The organism is Streptomyces sp. NBC_01707, from assembly GCF_041438805.1.
Taxonomy (GTDB): domain Bacteria; phylum Actinomycetota; class Actinomycetes; order Streptomycetales; family Streptomycetaceae; genus Streptomyces.
Genome location: NZ_CP109190.1, coordinates 4,708,141 through 4,722,701 on the forward strand (window position 1 = coordinate 4,708,141; position 14,561 = coordinate 4,722,701).

The window sequence follows — 14,561 nt, forward strand, 5'->3', positions numbered from 1 at the left end:
GTCCTGTCGGCCGGACAGAGCAATGGCATGCTGTGCAGCCCGCCGCAATGCGGTGGATCTTGCTCCTCTCGTCGGAATTCCCGTGGCGTTCCCCCAACGTGCCCCCGAGCCGACGGAACCTGACTGTCCCACCACTCTCCCAAGGGATACGACTTGAGATCGCGGCGAAGACTCTGGGCCACGGCTGCTGTTGCGACGACGGCGGTGGCCGGTGTCCTGGTGTTCCAGGGCATGACCGGAAATTCCGACGACAGTGCCGACAGCAAGGCAGGTCCGGTCCGGGCCGAGGTGCGCGAGGCGGCGCTGAAGGTGTCCGCCGACGGCAGTTCCGCGACGCTCGGCAGGCGGGACACCGCTCCGTTCAGCATGCTCGGCGTCACCTGGACCGACCCGGCGGCCAAGGTGTCCGGATCCGTCGAGGTGAGGACCCGGTCCGCCGCCGACGGGAACTGGACGTCCTGGCTGCCCCTCGAAACCGACCTGGACGGGCGTACGGAGACCGGCCGGTCCGGTGTCCGCGGGGCCACCGAGCCGCGCTGGGTCGGGCCGTCGAACGGTGTCGAGGTACGAGTGACGGCGGGGGACAAGATCTCCGCCAAGCTCCCGGCGGGCCTGCGGCTGGACACCGTCGCCCCCGGAAGGACCCCCGGCAAGGACTCCGGCGACGGAACCGCGCTGAACGCGGACCCGGCCGCCTTCGTCGCCGCGGACGAGAATCCGGCGGACCCGTCGGCCGACCCGTCCACCGACCCGTCGGTCCCCGGCGACTCCCCCACGCCCGAGGCGTCCGACGCCTCGTCACCGGCCGCCGAGCCCACGGTGTCCGAGCCTTCGCCGTCCACGTCGGTGTCGCAGAGCCCCACCGTCACGGAGAGCGGCACACCCACGTCGGGCGTGAGCACCTCGCCGTCCGCGACGCTGCCGGTCGCACCGCCGTCCACCGTGCCCCGGCCGCCGATCACGTCCCGCGCGGGCTGGGGCGCCGACGAGTCGATCAGCCCGGAGGCACCGGAGTACAACGACACGGTCAAGGCCGTCTTCGTCCACCACACCGCGGGGACCAACGACTACTCCTGCACCGACTCCGCCGCCGTCGTCCGCAGCCTGTACGCGTACCACGTACAGAGCAACGGCTGGAAGGACATCGGCTACAACTTCGTGGTCGACAAGTGCGGGACGGTCTTCGAGGGCCGTAAGGGCGGCGTGGACCGGCCCGTCCTCGGCGCACACACCTACGGCTTCAACCGGGAGTCGGCCGGTATCGCGGTCATCGGCACCTACACAGGCGCCGGCGCGCCGACCGCGGCGCTCACCTCGGTCGCTCGGGTGGCCGCGTGGAAGCTCGGCCAGTACAAGGTCGACCCGGCGGGCACCACGATGCTCACCGCCGGCGCCGACGGCAACAACTACGCCGGGACGAAGTTCGTCTCGGGAACGCAGTACTCGTTCAAAACGATCTCCGGCCACCGCGACGGCTACAACACCGAGTGCCCCGGCACCAAGCTGTACGGCCAACTGCCGACCATCCGCAGCAACGCGGCCGGGCCCGTCACCGGACTGATCGTCAAATCCGTGACCGGCGCCGGCCTGTCCGGCACGACGTACTACACCAAGTCGGCGATCACCGTGGGCTGGACGGCGACCACGCCGAACGCCCTGATCTCCAAGTACGAGCTGCTGGTCGACGGCAAGAGTGTCGCCACGGCCGGGTCCACCGCCACCTCGGCGAAGGCCACGCTCGGTGCCGGCACCCACAAGATCCAGGTCCGGGCCACGCACCAGTCGGGGAAGACGGCCACGTCCGCGGCCGCGACCGTGATCGCCGATCAGACGGCTCCCACGTTCACCACCAAGCCGAACCTCGCCCTGCGCACCGGCACGGTGAACACCACCGCCGTCCCGCTCACCCTGAAGTGGAAGGCGGCCGACGCCGCGTCCCTGAAGGAGGTCCGGCTGACCGCCCCGGTCGCCAAGACCTACGGGCCGACCACCACGAGCGCCTCGCACACCGCCAAGTCCGGCGTGGCGACCGCCTGGTCCATGACCGCGTACGACCTGGCGGGCAACACCGCGGCCGCCTCCGTCTCCGGCACCCCGGTCATCCTCCAGGAGACCTCGGCCACGAAGACCGGCACCTGGACGTCGAAGTCGTCGTCCAGCTACCTCGGCGGCAAGTCGTACTCCAGCTCGTCCAAGGGCGCGAGCCTGACCTGGACGTTCACCGGCAGGTCGGCCGCCTGGGTGGTCTCGCGCGCCAGTACGTCCGGCCAGGCGTACGTCTACGTCGACGGCACGAAGGTGGCGACGGTCGACCTGAAGTCGTCCACCACCAAGTACCGCGACGCGCTCTGGACGAAGAGCTGGTCCACGAGCGCCAAGCACACGGTCAAGATCGTCGTCGTCGCCACCTCGGGACGGCCGACGATCACCACCGACGGCCTGGTCTACCTCAAGTAGCCGCCACGCACGATGACCTGAGCCCGGCTCCGCGCGCTTGTGCCGCAGAGCCGGGCTCAGGTGTTCACGGAGGGGTGCCCCCACTCACCAGGCGAAGGCCTCCGGCGACGGGCCGGTGCCCGGGAAGATCTCGTCCAGGCCTGCCAGCACCTCGTCCGACAGCTCCAGGTCCACGGCGCGCACCGCCGAGTCCAGCTGCTCACGCGTACGCGGGCCGGAGATCGGACCCGTCACGCCCGGACGGGTCAGCAGCCAGGCCAGGCCCACCTCGCCGGGCTCCAGGCCGTGCTTCTCCAGCAGGTCCTCGTACGCCTGGATCTGCGCGCGCACCGTGGAGTCGGCGAGCGCGTCCGCGGACCGGCCGGACGTCGAACGGGCCCCGCCGCCCTCGCGCTCCTTGCGGATCACTCCGCCGAGCAGCCCGCCGTGCAGCGGGGACCACGGGATGACACCGAGGCCGTACTCCTGCGCGGCCGGGATGACCTCCATCTCGGCGCGACGTTCGGCGAGGTTGTAGAGGCACTGCTCGCTGACCAGGCCGTAGGAGCCGAGACGCTTCGCGGTCTCGTTGGTCTGGGCGATCTTCCAGCCGGCGAAGTTGGACGAGCCCGCGTAGAGGATCTTGCCCTGCTGGATCAGGACGTCGATGGCCTGCCAGATCTCCTCGACCGGGGTGGCGCGGTCGATGTGGTGGAACTGGTACAGGTCGATGTGGTCCGTCTGCAGCCGCTTGAGGCTGGCGTCGACGGCGCGCCTGATGTTGAGCGCGGAGAGCTTGTGGTGGTTGGGCCAGGCATCGCCCTCCGCGGCCATGTTCCCGTACACCTTGGTGGCGAGTACGACCTTGTCGCGGCGTTCACCGCCCTTGGCGAACCAGGTGCCGAGGATCTCCTCCGTGCGGCCCTTGTTCTCGCCCCAACCGTAGACATTGGCAGTGTCGAAAAAGTTGACGCCCGCGTCCAGCGCGGCGTCCATGATCGCGTGGCTGTCGGCCTCATTGGTCTGCGGGCCGAAGTTCATGGTGCCGAGGACAAGTCGGCTGACTTCGAGTCCGGTGCGTCCGAGCTGCGTGTACTTCATGGGTACCAACCCAACGCCTTCGAGTCCGCTCGAAGCAAGGGCTCGGCGGGCGGGCTCAGCGGGTTTCGAGATCCTCGAGGGTCGTTGTCAGCCAGCTCAGTTCCGCTTCGCTCGCCGCACGGGCGATCGTGAGAACGCCTCGTCGGAACGGGTCGTGGAAGGCCTCCAGGCCGAGCGGGCGCTCGCCCCCGGAGCCGTAGTCGTAGAAGAAACTGCTCGGCTCCTGAAGGAACGTCAGCCTGCGTCGCAGTACGTCCGCCTGCTCGGCGGGGGCCCGCAGGTGGCGGAGGAAGGCGAGGACGGTGAACCAGCGGTTCTCGTCGCTGATGTCCACGTCGTCGGCCTCGCGCAGCCGGCGGCGCAGCTCCTCGCGCCCTTCGTCCGTCAGGGTCAACGTGTGACGGGGTGCCGCCCTGCTTCCGGGCTCGGTCCGGCGGCCGAGCCACCCGGCGCGCTCCAGGCGCTTGATCGCCGGGTACAGCGTGCCGTCCGCGATCGGGCGGACATGGCCGGTGAGATGGGCGACGCGGCGCTTCAACTCGTAGCCGTGCAGCGGCTGCTCGTACAGAAATCCCAGGATGGCCAGTTCCAGCACCTGAGCATCCTCCCCTCTCGCGTCATACATCGGCACCGATATATGGTCTCGCCGATGGTTTCATGGCCGGAGGGGAGCGGGAGACATGCAGAACGCACAGGTGACTGCGGGCGGTGCGCGCATCCGGTGGGTGGAGATCCCGGGCAGCGACGGACGGACCCGCGTCTATCTGCATGGGCTCGGCGCCTCGTCCGGTCCGTACTTCACCGCGAGCGCCGTCCATCCGCTCCTCGCCGACAGCCGTTCGCTGCTCATGGACATGCTCGGCTTCGGCATCAGTGACCGGCCCACGGACTTCGACTACACGCTCGAGGCGCACGCCGACGCGATCGCCGTCGCACTCAGGGCCGCCGATGCGTACGCGACGGACGTCGTGGCACACAGCATGGGCGGTTCGGTGGCCATCGTGCTCGCGGCACGCCACCCGGAGCTGGTGGCGCGGCTCGTCCTGATCGACGCCAACCTCGACCCGGTCGCACCCGATCGGCAGCGGCCCGGCAGCAGCGGCATCGCCGCGTACACGGAGGAGGAGTTCCTCGGTCAGGGCATGGCCGAGGTGCGCGACCGGGTGGGACCCCACTGGTGGTCGACGATGCGGCTCTCGGGCCCGGAGGCGCTGTACCGCAGTGCCGTGCACCTCGCGCGCGGAACGACGCCCACGATGCGCGAGCAGCTGCTGGAGCTCAAGATTCCGCGCACTTACCTGCGGCCGGAGGGCGACGGGCCGCTGCCCGACGAGGACGGTCTGGTCGAGGGCGGGGTGCGGGTCGTGCCCGTCCCGGGGTGCGAGCACAACATCATGCTGGACAACCCCGAGGCGTTCGTGAAGGAGACGGCCCGGGCCCTGGGGCTCGGCTGACGGGAGCCGGTGTCCGCGCCCCGGCCTCAGCCTCCGACTGCGGCTGCGACGGCGACAACGGCGAACATCAGTACGAGTACGACGGCCATGATGCGGTTTCTGGTCTTCGGGTCCACCCGTCGAGCGTAACCGCACCGCTCAGTGCCCCAGCGGCCAGGAGGCCACCACCTCGTACCGCGGCCGCTCCCCCGGCACCCCGGCGACCGGCAGATTGCTGCGCACGAGAGCGACCTCGCCGACCTCCCACGGTGTGCCCTCGAAGGGGTCCAGGGCCTCCACGTAGGGGTGCAGGTCCGTCTCGGAGCGGCTGCGGGCGAGGGTGAGGTGCGGGGTGTAGCGGCGGTGCTCGTCCATCGCGACGCCGGCGCGGCGGGCTGCCGCGTCGGCGCGCTCGGCGAGGAGCCTCAGCGTGTCGAGTTCGCCGGCGGCCCCGGCCCACAGCACATGGCCGTCGAACCGGCCGCCTCGGTGGATGCGCAGCGGGAACCGCTCGGTGCGGTGGGCGGCGCGCCCCAGCCGTTCGTGCAGGTCGGGCAGCAGCCCTTCGTCGACCACGCCGAGGAAGGCGAGCGTGAAGTGCCACGCGTCGGTGCCGGTCCAGCGCATGCCACCGGCCCCCGGAAGGGTGTGCAGCGGGGCGACGGCACGGCGGAGCTCCGCGATCGCGGAGTCGGGCGGCAGAACGGCGACGAAGAGTCTCATCCGGCTCATGGGCCGAGTGTCGCACCGTACCCCCGCGCGCCCCGGTCACCGTGCGTACCGCGTCGTACCCGTCGATCGGCCCGAGTCGCTACGGGCAGGCCCCGGCCGGTTTCCACCGACCGGGGCCTTGCCACGTCGCGTACGGGCGGTTCTCAGGCCGCCGTCGCCAGTTGCTCGCGGGGGACGAACCGCACATGCGGGTGGCCCGGCCTCAGGTCGACCTTGATCCGCAGGCCGCCGACACGGGCCAGCATGAAGCCGACGCCGAGTGCGGCGAACATCGAGAACGTGCCGCCGACCGCCATGGCGGTCCGGACACCGTACGTGTCGCTGATCCAGCCCACGATCGGGGCGCCCACCGGCGTACCCCCGGCGAAGACCATCATGTACAGGCTCATCACCCGGCCGCGCATGGCCGGGTCGGCGGCCATCTGGACGCTCGTGTTCGCGCTGATGTTGGTGGTCAGGCCGATCATGCCGATCGGGACCAGCAGGATCGCGAAGAGCCAGACGTACGGCGACATGGACGCGACGATCTCCAGGAGACCGAACACCGTTCCCGCCGCCACCAGCATCCGCAGCCGCGAGGAGCGCCGCCGGGCGGCCAGCAGTGCGCCGGCCAGCGAACCGGCCGCCATGAGGATGTTGAAGAACGAGTACATCCCCGCGCCGCCGTGGAAGATCTCGTCCGCGAAGGCGGTGAGCCAGATCGGGAAGTTGAAGCCGAACGTGCCGACGAAGCCGACCAGGACGATCGGCCAGATCAGCTCGGGGCGTCCCGAGACGTAGCGCAGCCCCTCGCGGAGCTGCCCCTTGGCACGCGGCACGACGACCGCCTTGTGCAGTTCGCTCGTGCGCATCAGCAGCAGGCCGATGAGCGGGGCGCCGAAGGACAGGCCGTTGAACATGAAGGCCCAGCCGCTGCCGACCGTGGTGATCAGGACACCCGCGACGGCGGGACCGATCAGCCGGGCCGACTGGAAGTTGGCCGAATTCAGACTGACCGCGTTCCGCAGCTGGGCGGGGCCGACCATCTCGGAGACGAAGGACTGGCGGGCCGGGTTGTCCACGACCGTGACCATGCCGAGCAGGAAGGCGATCAGGTAGACGTGCCACACCTGGACGACGCCGGAGAGGGTGAGGGCGGCGAGGGCGAGCCCACAGAGGCCGAGCGCGGCCTGGCTGAAGAGGAGGAGCTTGCGCTTCGGCAGTCGGTCGGCGATGACGCCGCCGTACAGGCCGAAGAGCAGCATGGGAAGGAACTGGAGGGCCGTGGTGATGCCGACGGCGGTGGCGGACCCGGTGAGGCTCAGGACGAGCCAGTCCTGCGTGATGCGGGACATCCAGGTACCGGTGTTGGAGATCACCGCGCCTGTGGCGAACAGGCGGTAGTTGCGGATCTTCAGCGACGAGAAGGTCCCGCCGGGCTTGCTCTCGTGGGTGGACGTCGGTGCGGGGGCGGAGTCTGCTCCGGATCCCGTACTCAAAAGGGTTCGCCTCCTCGGGCGTGGACTGCGTGCTGACTGACGGGATGCGGCCGTACGGGCTGCACGCGGACTCCGGCCCGGCGTACCCCCCGTACCGCTACAGGTGGGCGAGCTTCTCCAGCACTGGTGCGGCCTTGCGCAGCGTCTCCCACTCGTCCTCGTCCAGGCCCTCGGCGAGGGTGGCCAGCCAGGCGTTCCGCTTGGAGCGGCTCTCCTCGAGCATGGCTTCGGCCTGCTCGGTCTGGCTGACCATCTTCTGGCGACGGTCATCGGGGTGCGGTTCCAGTCTGACCAGTCCCTTGGCTTCGAGCAGCGCGACGATGCGGGTCATCGACGGAGGCTGCACATGCTCCTTGCGGGCCAGCTCACCGGGGGTGGCGGAACCGCAGCGGGCGAGCGTGCCGAGCACCGACATCTCGGTGGGGCTCAGCGACTCGTCGACGCGCTGGTGCTTGAGGCGTCGGCCCAGCAGCATCACGGCGGAACGAAGGGAGCTCACGGCGGCGGCACTCTCGCCGTCGTGGATCAGGTCAGGCATGTTCGTTAGCGTAACTCATTACCTACCCTAAATACCACTCGACTGGTACACGCGCGGGCTATCGATCACCCAAACGAGTGAGTCGGAACCGGAAAGTGACGCGAAACGACCCCAAAGGCCGTAACCCTGCTTGCCATGGGATCGACAGTGCTCAGCCTGCGGATGGACGGTGAGCTGCTCGACCGGCTCCGGCAGCACGCCGCCAGACGCGGAATGAGCGTCCAGGACTATGTCGTCAGGACGCTCATCCGCGACGATTTCGACGAGCGCTTCCAATCCGCCGTCGAGGAGACGGAAAAGTTCTACGGGGCGGACGACCGGGTGAACTGACTCGCCCGGTCGTCCGCCCCGCAGAGGGCGACGTGTGAAGGGTTACGACGTCAGGCCGAGGGCCGGCATCGCGTAGTAGAAGACGAAGACCGCCGACACCACGTACATGGCCACCGGCACCTCGCGCCAGCGACCGGCCGCCACCCGCAGCACGGAGAAGGCGATGAAGCCGATGCCGATGCCGTTGGTGATCGAGTACGTGAACGGCATCATCACCATGGCCAGGAAGGCCGGGACGGCGAGCGTGTAGTCGCTCCAGTCGATGTCCCGCACCGACCCCGCGATGATCAGGAAGCCGACCGCGAGCAGCGCCGGCGTGGCCGCCTGCGACGGAACCATGGTCGCCAGCGGCGTCAGGAACAGCGCCACCGTGAACAGCAGACCCGTCACCACGCTGGCGAAGCCGGTGCGGGCGCCCTCTCCGACGCCCGCCGTGGACTCCACGAAGCAGGTACTGGCGGAGGAGGAGCTCGCACCACCCGCGGCGACCGCGATGCCGTCCACGAACAGCACCTTGTTGATGCCGGGGAAGTTGCCGTCCTTGTCCGTCAGCTTGGCCTCGTCACCGACACCGAGGATGGTGCCCATCGCGTCGAAGAAGCAGGACAGCAGCACGGTGAAGACGAACAGGATGCCGGTGAGCGCACCGACCTTGTCGAAGCCGCCGAACAGGCTGACCTTGCCGATCAGTCCGAAGTCGGGGGTGGCGACCGGATTGCCCGGCCACTGCGGAACGGTCAGGCCCCAGGCCTCGCCCGGCAGGTCGGCGACCGTGTCGATGACCATCGCGACGACCGTCATGGCGACGATCGAGATCAGGATCGCGCCCGGCACCTTGCGGACGATCAGCGCGAGGGTGAGCAGCGCGCCGAGGATGAAGACCAGAACCGGCCAGCCGTTGAGGTGGCCGTCACTGCCGAGCTGAAGCGGCACGGTGGTGTGCGCGACGTCCGGGATGCGGGAGACGAAGCCCGAGTCGACCAGACCGATCAGCAGGATGAAGAGACCGATACCGATCGCGATGCCCTTGCGGAGCGACTTCGGTACGGCGTTCATCACGCGTTCGCGCAGCCCGGTCGCGACGAGCAGCATGACGACGATGCCGGCGAGGACGACCATGCCCATCGCGTCCGGCCAGCTCATCCGGGGGGCGAGCTGCAGGGCGACAACGGTGTTGACGCCGAGACCGGCGGCCAGCGCGATCGGCACATTGCCGATGACGCCCATCAACAGGGTGGAGAACGCCGCGGTCAGCACGGTGGCGGTGACCAGCTGGCCGCCATTGAGCTGATGCCCGTACATGTCCTTCGCGCTGCCGAGGATGATCGGGTTCAGCACGATGATGTACGCCATCGCGAAGAACGTGGCGAATCCGCCGCGGATCTCACGCGCGACCGACGACCCCCGCTCGGAGATCTTGAAGAAACGGTCCAGGCCGCCGTGCGGCTGTGGAGCTATGGGCTGCCTGGAGTCGACCGAAGCGGTGGCCGAGGGGGACATGTATGACCTCAGTCGTGCGTAGAGGGGGGAAGAGAGTGGTCAGCTTTGGACTTTTACACGAATAAATCGAGACAGCCGTAAGCAGATTCAGTATGAATACATAAGGCGAAGATCGCTATCTCCGCGCGTAGACCCTTGGGCCGACTGGCCTGACAGGCTTTACATACGGGCCGCATACACTGACGTCATGGCGAAGTGGACACCGACACACGAGGCACCCGAGCCCCTGGAGGGGCCCGTCGTCGCCACCATCACCGGCGGAACGATCCTCTGGTTCGTCCTCTTCCTCGTCCAGCTCCCGTTCTACGGCTGGTTCGACGACCACGGGCACACCTGGTGGGTGTGGACGTGTCTGGCCGGTGCCGGGCTCGGACTGATCGGCATCTGGTACGTGCGGGGACGCGACGCCGCGCTCAAGCGGGCGGCCGCCGCGAAGCCCGGAACGGCCGACGGCGGCCACTGACGCCATCGGCGCAAGCCGCTGCCTCGAGCCATCGGCGGAAACCGGGACACGGACCGGCGCGCAACCGTCACGGAACTCAGGGACGCGACCCCCGACTTCCCTGATGCCCCGGACCGCGCCCGTCCTCCTGCGGTCTGATCTTCGGATCCCCGGCGGGTGAATCGGACGTTCCGCCCGTACCGTCGGAACCATGACGCAGCGGGCAGTCGACTCCTCCGGGAAGCCAAAACCCCGCCGGCCCCGGCCGGCCCCCATCGACGCCGGTTCCGAACTCGACCCGGTACACCCGATGAAGCTGCCGGACTCGGCCGTGCGCAGCACCGGGCTGACCGCCGCCGAGGTCGCCGAGCGGATCGCCCGGGGCGAAGTCAACGACGTGCCCGTCCGCTCGTCGCGCTCCGTGGGCGAGATCGTCCGCGCCAATGTCTTCACCCGGTTCAATCTGATCATCGGCGTGCTCTGGCTGGTCATGCTGTTCGTCGCACCGTTCCAGGACAGCCTCTTCGGCTACGTGATCATCGCCAACACCGGCATCGGCATCGTCCAGGAGTGGCGGGCCAAGAAGACCCTCGACGGCCTGGCCGTCATCGGCGAGGCGAAACCCACGGTCCGGCGCGACGGGGTCGCCGCAGAGATATCCACCTCGGAGATCGTCCTCGGCGATCTGGTCGAGCTCGGCCCCGGCGACAAGGTCGTCGTGGACGGCGCGGTGGCCGAGGCCGACAACCTGGAGATCGACGAGTCGCTGCTCACCGGTGAGGCCGACCCCGTGGTGAAACAGCCCGGCGATCCGGTGATGTCCGGCAGCTTCGTCGTCGCGGGCGGCGGCGCGTTCTCCGCCACCAAGGTCGGCCGCGAGGCCTACGCCGCGCAGCTCGCGGAGGAGGCGTCGCGCTTCACCCTCGTCCAGTCCGAACTGCGCAGCGGCATCAGCACGATCCTCAAGTACGTCACCTGGATGATGGTGCCGACCGCGATCGGCCTGATCATCAGCCAGCTCGTCGTCAAGAAGAGCGACCTCAAGGACTCCATCGCCCGGACGGTCGGCGGAATCGTCCCGATGATCCCGGAGGGCCTGGTCCTGCTCACCTCGGTCGCCTTCGCGATCGGTGTCGTACGGCTCGGCCGGAAGCAGTGCCTGGTGCAGGAGCTGCCCGCCATCGAGGGCCTCGCCCGGGTCGACGTCGTCTGCCTCGACAAGACCGGCACGCTCACCGAAGGCGGCATGGACGTCACCGAGGTGCGGGCGCTGGGCGGTGCGGACGACCCGTACATCCGCCAGGTGCTGGCCAATCTCGGCGCGTCCGACCCGCGGCCCAATGCCAGCCTGCAGGCGATCATCGACGCGTACCCGTCCCCGAACGGCGAGGCGTGGCGTTGCACGGAGGCGCTGCCGTTCTCCTCGGCACGCAAGTACAGCGGCGCCGCGTTCGACGAGGGCAGCGGCAAGGCGTCGAGCTGGCTGCTCGGCGCACCCGATGTGCTGCTCCCGGACCACGACCCGGCGCTCGGCGAGATCGAACAGCTCAACCGGCAGGGACTGCGGGTCCTGCTGCTGGCCCGCGCGCAGGGCGAGCTGGAAGGGCCGCAGAGCGCCGCCGGAGCCGAACCGGCCGCGCTGGTCGTCCTGGAGCAGCGGTTGCGGCCGGACGCCGGGCAGACACTCCGCTACTTCGCCGACCAGCGGGTCGCCACGAAGGTCATCTCCGGGGACAACGCCGTCTCGGTCGGCGCGGTCGCGGGCAAGCTCGGCCTGCCCGGCGCCGAACACACCCTGGACGCGCGTCGGCTGCCCACGGACCCGGACGACATGGCCACGGCCATGGAGGAGAACGCGGTCTTCGGCCGGGTCACCCCGCAGCAGAAGCGGGAGATGGTCGCCGCGCTCCAGTCCCGCGGCCACACGGTCGCGATGACGGGGGACGGGGTCAATGACGTGCTCGCACTCAAGGACGCCGACATCGGGGTCTCGATGGGATCCGGCTCGGAGGCGACGCGCGCGGTGGCGCAGATCGTGCTGCTCAACAACAGCTTCGCGACCCTGCCGTCGGTGGTCGCCGAGGGCCGCCGGGTCATCGGCAACATCACCCGGGTGGCCACCCTGTTCCTGACGAAGACCGTCTACTCGGTGCTGCTGGCGATCCTGGTGGTCTGCTTCCAGGTCGAGTACCCGTTCCTGCCCCGGCATCTGACCCTGCTGTCGACGCTGACGATCGGCGTCCCCGCGTTCTTCCTGGCCCTCGCGCCCAACACGGAGCGGGCCCGGCCGCACTTCGTCCGCAGAGTCATGCGGTACTCGGTCCCGTCCGGCGTCATCGCGGCCGTCGCCACGTTCGCGACGTATCTGATCGCCCGCCACTACTACACGGGGCCCGGTTCGCTGGACGCGGAGACCAGTGCGGCGACGCTCACGCTGTTCCTGGTCTCGATGTGGGTCCTCGCGATCATCGCCCGCCCCTACACCTGGTGGCGGATCCTCCTGGTCGCGGCGATGGGGGCGGCGTTCCTGGTCGTGCTGGTGGTGCCCTGGCTGCAGGGCTTCTTCGCCCTGAAGCTGGTGGGCACGGTCATGCCGTGGGCAGCGGTGGGGATCGCGGTGGTGGCGGCGACCGCCCTGGAGTTCTCCTGGCGCCTGGTCAGTCGCCGCTTCCCCGTATAGCTGTCAACGCACGTCGACGTAGTCACCGGTGGTGGTGACGGCCGGGGTGGTGGACGTGCCGGCGAAGCTGTAACGCCAGTAGCCGTCGACCGAGGCCTTCACCGTCGCCTTGAGGGCGCCGGTGCTGCTCGACTTGATCGTCTTCACCGTGGTGTAGGCGGTGCTGGTCTTCTTACGGAACTGCAGCTTCACCGGCTGGACGGTGTAGCCGGCGTAGGCGTGCGTCTCCCAGTTGGCGCGCGTCAGCTTGCCGGTGACCGTGATGGTCCTGCCCTTCTTGACAGGCTCCGGGGCCGCGTTGACCGTCAGCTTCGACAGCCGCTGCACACGGGTCGTGGCGAAGGAGTCGTACGACGTGCTGGAGCCGTCCTTGGCCTCGGCGCCCGCGAGGACGTGCCAGGAACCGGCCAGTGCGTTGCTGGTCAGGTCGGCCCTCGGGTCGACCGTGAGGGTGAACGAGCAGGTGGCGGTGGTGGCGCTCGCGTTCTTGCAGGTGGCTTCCTGCGTCGGCACCAACGCGCCGTCCATGCCCTTCTCCAGACTCGTCCCGTGCCAGAGGATCGCCCAGCCGGTGGCTATGCCAGAGGCGTGCGAGGCGGTGACGGAGACGGTGACCGTCTTCGGCACCGTCGTCCCCAGAACGATGTCCTTGCCGCCGTTGACGGTGACCTTGGAGAGGACGGGAGCCGTTGCCGCGTGCGCGGACGGCACGGCGAGGGCGGAGAGGGCCAGGGCGCCGGTCAGGGCGGCGACAGTGGCACGAATGCGCATGGGTGTCCCCAGGTGAGATGACGGGAATGGGCCCCGCCGGCAGTGGCTCCGACGGATCGGCCTCGGCGGGACCCGATGAGTGGGTGGGTCCGCCGGGCAGCGGGACCTCGCTCGGAGATCCCGCTGCCCGGATGGAACCGTTGGTGCAACTACCGCTTTGACTACTGCACGTCGACGTAGTCACCGGTGGTGGTGACGGCCGGGGTGGTGGACGTGCCGGCGAAGCTGTAGCGCCAGTAGCCGTCGACCGAGGCCGTGACCGTGGTCTTCAGGGCGCCGGTGCTGCTCGACTTGATCGTCTTCACCGTGGTGTAGGCGGTGCTGGTCTTCTTACGGAACTGGAGCTTCACCGGCTGGACGGTGTAGCCGTGGTAGGCGAAGTCGTCCCAGTTGGCACGCGTCAGCTTGCCGGTGACCGTGATGGTCCTGCCCTTCTTGACGGGCTCCGGGGCGGCGTTGACGGTCAGCTTCGAGTAGCGCTGCAGCTTGGAGGTGCCCAGGCCGTCCTGCATCGCGTAGTCGATCTGGCTCGGGTCGAAGGCGGGGTCGGACGGGTCCTGGCCGTTGAGGTCGTAGGCCCAACCCATGGCCTTCCACGTCGTGGCGTCCGCATTGCCGATGAAGTCGATCTGCGGCCAGACGTCGATCTGCCCCTTGCAGGTGGCGACCGTCGAGGAGACGGTCTTGCAGGTGGGGGCCACGTCACCGAAGAGGTCGTTGGTCGGCGTGTCGAACGAACCGCGGTAGAGGTCGACACCCAGCTCGAAGTCGTCGGCGAAGAGGTCCACGTCGGCGGCGTGCGTCACGGTGAACGTGGTCGGCACGGTCACCGTGTTGGTGGTGCCGACGACGATCGGCTTGCCGCCGTTCACCGTGACCTTGGAGAAGGTGAGGTCGAGCGGGGTCCCGGCGGTTTCGGCGGCGCCGACGGAGCGCGCGCCGGTCTTCGTGCCGGACGCGGCGTGCGCGGCACGCGCGACGTCGGAGAGGGCCGAGTGGTGCGCGTCGGCGGCGGTGGCCGCCGACGGTACGACGAGGGCGGAGAGAGCCAGGGCGCCGCTCAGGGCGGCCACAGTGGCACGTATACGCATGTTCATTCCCCGGTGGAGAAAGGGGCCCG

At 69.2% G+C, this 14,561-nt stretch carries 13 protein-coding genes; 5 read left to right on the forward strand and 8 right to left on the reverse strand.

What is annotated here, in order from left to right; all coding sequences use genetic code 11:
• Positions 1-153: 153 nt before the first annotated feature.
• The gene (locus OG963_RS21175; protein WP_371799330.1) at positions 154-2,457 is read left to right on the forward strand and encodes an N-acetylmuramoyl-L-alanine amidase; all 2,304 of its coding nucleotides are present in this window, start codon (positions 154-156) and stop codon (positions 2,455-2,457) included.
• Positions 2,458-2,541: 84 nt separating this feature from the next.
• Here the strand turns inward: OG963_RS21175 and OG963_RS21180 are convergent, their stop codons facing one another.
• Both OG963_RS21180 and OG963_RS21185 read right to left on the reverse strand, forming a co-directional pair.
• Entirely contained in the window at positions 2,542-3,537 is a 996-nt protein-coding gene (locus OG963_RS21180) for an aldo/keto reductase (protein ID WP_030926504.1), read from the reverse strand.
• 55 nt (positions 3,538-3,592) lie between these two features.
• Positions 3,593-4,162 carry a PadR family transcriptional regulator gene (locus tag OG963_RS21185; RefSeq protein ID WP_371799331.1) on the reverse strand — a complete coding sequence of 190 codons (570 nt, stop codon included), beginning with the start codon at positions 4,160-4,162 and terminating at the stop codon, positions 3,593-3,595.
• 55 nt (positions 4,163-4,217) lie between these two features.
• Between OG963_RS21185 and OG963_RS21190 the strand changes: the two genes are divergently transcribed.
• On the forward strand, positions 4,218-4,991 hold the full coding sequence (locus tag OG963_RS21190; RefSeq protein WP_093931101.1) for an alpha/beta fold hydrolase: 774 nt from the start codon (positions 4,218-4,220) through the stop codon (positions 4,989-4,991).
• 138 nt (positions 4,992-5,129) lie between these two features.
• Here OG963_RS21190 and thpR read toward each other — a convergent pair whose 3' ends face one another.
• The 3 genes from thpR to OG963_RS21205 all read right to left on the reverse strand — a co-directional run bounded on the left by thpR (position 5,130) and on the right by OG963_RS21205 (position 7,718).
• Complete coding sequence (gene thpR / locus OG963_RS21195; protein WP_030926508.1) at positions 5,130-5,693, reverse strand: RNA 2',3'-cyclic phosphodiesterase; 564 nt, start codon at positions 5,691-5,693, stop codon at positions 5,130-5,132.
• Positions 5,694-5,845: 152 nt separating this feature from the next.
• Positions 5,846-7,180 (reverse strand): MFS transporter, encoded by a 1,335-nt coding sequence (locus OG963_RS21200; protein ID WP_093778300.1) that lies wholly within the window; start codon positions 7,178-7,180, stop codon positions 5,846-5,848.
• Between the two features lie 97 nt (positions 7,181-7,277).
• The gene (locus OG963_RS21205; RefSeq protein WP_030926516.1) at positions 7,278-7,718 is read right to left on the reverse strand and encodes a MarR family winged helix-turn-helix transcriptional regulator; all 441 of its coding nucleotides are present in this window, start codon (positions 7,716-7,718) and stop codon (positions 7,278-7,280) included.
• Positions 7,719-7,853: 135 nt separating this feature from the next.
• Between OG963_RS21205 and OG963_RS21210 the strand changes: the two genes are divergently transcribed.
• Positions 7,854-8,048: a hypothetical protein gene (locus OG963_RS21210; RefSeq protein ID WP_030926518.1), complete on the forward strand. Its 195-nt coding sequence runs from the start codon at positions 7,854-7,856 to the stop codon at positions 8,046-8,048.
• A 42-nt stretch (positions 8,049-8,090) separates the two neighbouring features.
• Here the strand turns inward: OG963_RS21210 and OG963_RS21215 are convergent, their stop codons facing one another.
• Positions 8,091-9,548, reverse strand: a complete 1,458-nt coding sequence (locus OG963_RS21215) for an NCS2 family permease (RefSeq protein ID WP_030926520.1) — start codon at positions 9,546-9,548, stop codon at positions 8,091-8,093.
• A 187-nt stretch (positions 9,549-9,735) separates the two neighbouring features.
• On the opposite strand from OG963_RS21215, the gene OG963_RS21220 reads away from it, so the two are divergent.
• Positions 9,736-10,011 carry a DUF2530 domain-containing protein gene (locus OG963_RS21220; RefSeq protein ID WP_093778302.1) on the forward strand — a complete coding sequence of 92 codons (276 nt, stop codon included), beginning with the start codon at positions 9,736-9,738 and terminating at the stop codon, positions 10,009-10,011.
• 190 nt (positions 10,012-10,201) lie between these two features.
• Complete coding sequence (locus OG963_RS21225; RefSeq protein WP_093778304.1) at positions 10,202-12,670, forward strand: HAD-IC family P-type ATPase; 2,469 nt, start codon at positions 10,202-10,204, stop codon at positions 12,668-12,670.
• Positions 12,671-12,673: 3 nt separating this feature from the next.
• Here the strand turns inward: OG963_RS21225 and OG963_RS21230 are convergent, their stop codons facing one another.
• Together OG963_RS21230 and OG963_RS21235 are read right to left on the reverse strand one after the other, a co-directional pair.
• Positions 12,674-13,441, reverse strand: a complete 768-nt coding sequence (locus OG963_RS21230; protein ID WP_093931100.1) for a DUF5707 domain-containing protein — start codon at positions 13,439-13,441, stop codon at positions 12,674-12,676.
• Positions 13,442-13,602: 161 nt separating this feature from the next.
• Positions 13,603-14,532, reverse strand: coding sequence for a hypothetical protein (locus tag OG963_RS21235; protein ID WP_371799332.1), 930 nt, complete (start codon positions 14,530-14,532; stop codon positions 13,603-13,605).
• Positions 14,533-14,561 lie beyond the last annotated feature (29 nt).

What these genes read in the sequence shown, in the direction of transcription:
- OG963_RS21180 (WP_030926504.1), bottom strand. Translation starts at nt 3,537, where the DNA reads ATGAAGTACACGCAGCTCGGACGCACCGGACTCGAAGTCAGCCGACTT.
- OG963_RS21185 (WP_371799331.1), bottom strand. Translation starts at nt 4,162, where the DNA reads ATGTATGACGCGAGAGGGGAGGATGCTCAGGTGCTGGAACTGGCCATC.
- OG963_RS21190 (WP_093931101.1), top strand. Translation starts at nt 4,218, where the DNA reads ATGCAGAACGCACAGGTGACTGCGGGCGGTGCGCGCATCCGGTGGGTG.
- thpR (WP_030926508.1), bottom strand. Translation starts at nt 5,693, where the DNA reads ATGAGACTCTTCGTCGCCGTTCTGCCGCCCGACTCCGCGATCGCGGAG.
- OG963_RS21205 (WP_030926516.1), bottom strand. Translation starts at nt 7,718, where the DNA reads ATGCCTGACCTGATCCACGACGGCGAGAGTGCCGCCGCCGTGAGCTCC.
- OG963_RS21210 (WP_030926518.1), top strand. Translation starts at nt 7,854, where the DNA reads ATGGGATCGACAGTGCTCAGCCTGCGGATGGACGGTGAGCTGCTCGAC.
- OG963_RS21215 (WP_030926520.1), bottom strand. Translation starts at nt 9,548, where the DNA reads ATGTCCCCCTCGGCCACCGCTTCGGTCGACTCCAGGCAGCCCATAGCT.
- OG963_RS21220 (WP_093778302.1), top strand. Translation starts at nt 9,736, where the DNA reads ATGGCGAAGTGGACACCGACACACGAGGCACCCGAGCCCCTGGAGGGG.
- OG963_RS21225 (WP_093778304.1), top strand. Translation starts at nt 10,202, where the DNA reads ATGACGCAGCGGGCAGTCGACTCCTCCGGGAAGCCAAAACCCCGCCGG.
- OG963_RS21230 (WP_093931100.1), bottom strand. Translation starts at nt 13,441, where the DNA reads ATGCGCATTCGTGCCACTGTCGCCGCCCTGACCGGCGCCCTGGCCCTC.
- OG963_RS21235 (WP_371799332.1), bottom strand. Translation starts at nt 14,532, where the DNA reads ATGCGTATACGTGCCACTGTGGCCGCCCTGAGCGGCGCCCTGGCTCTC.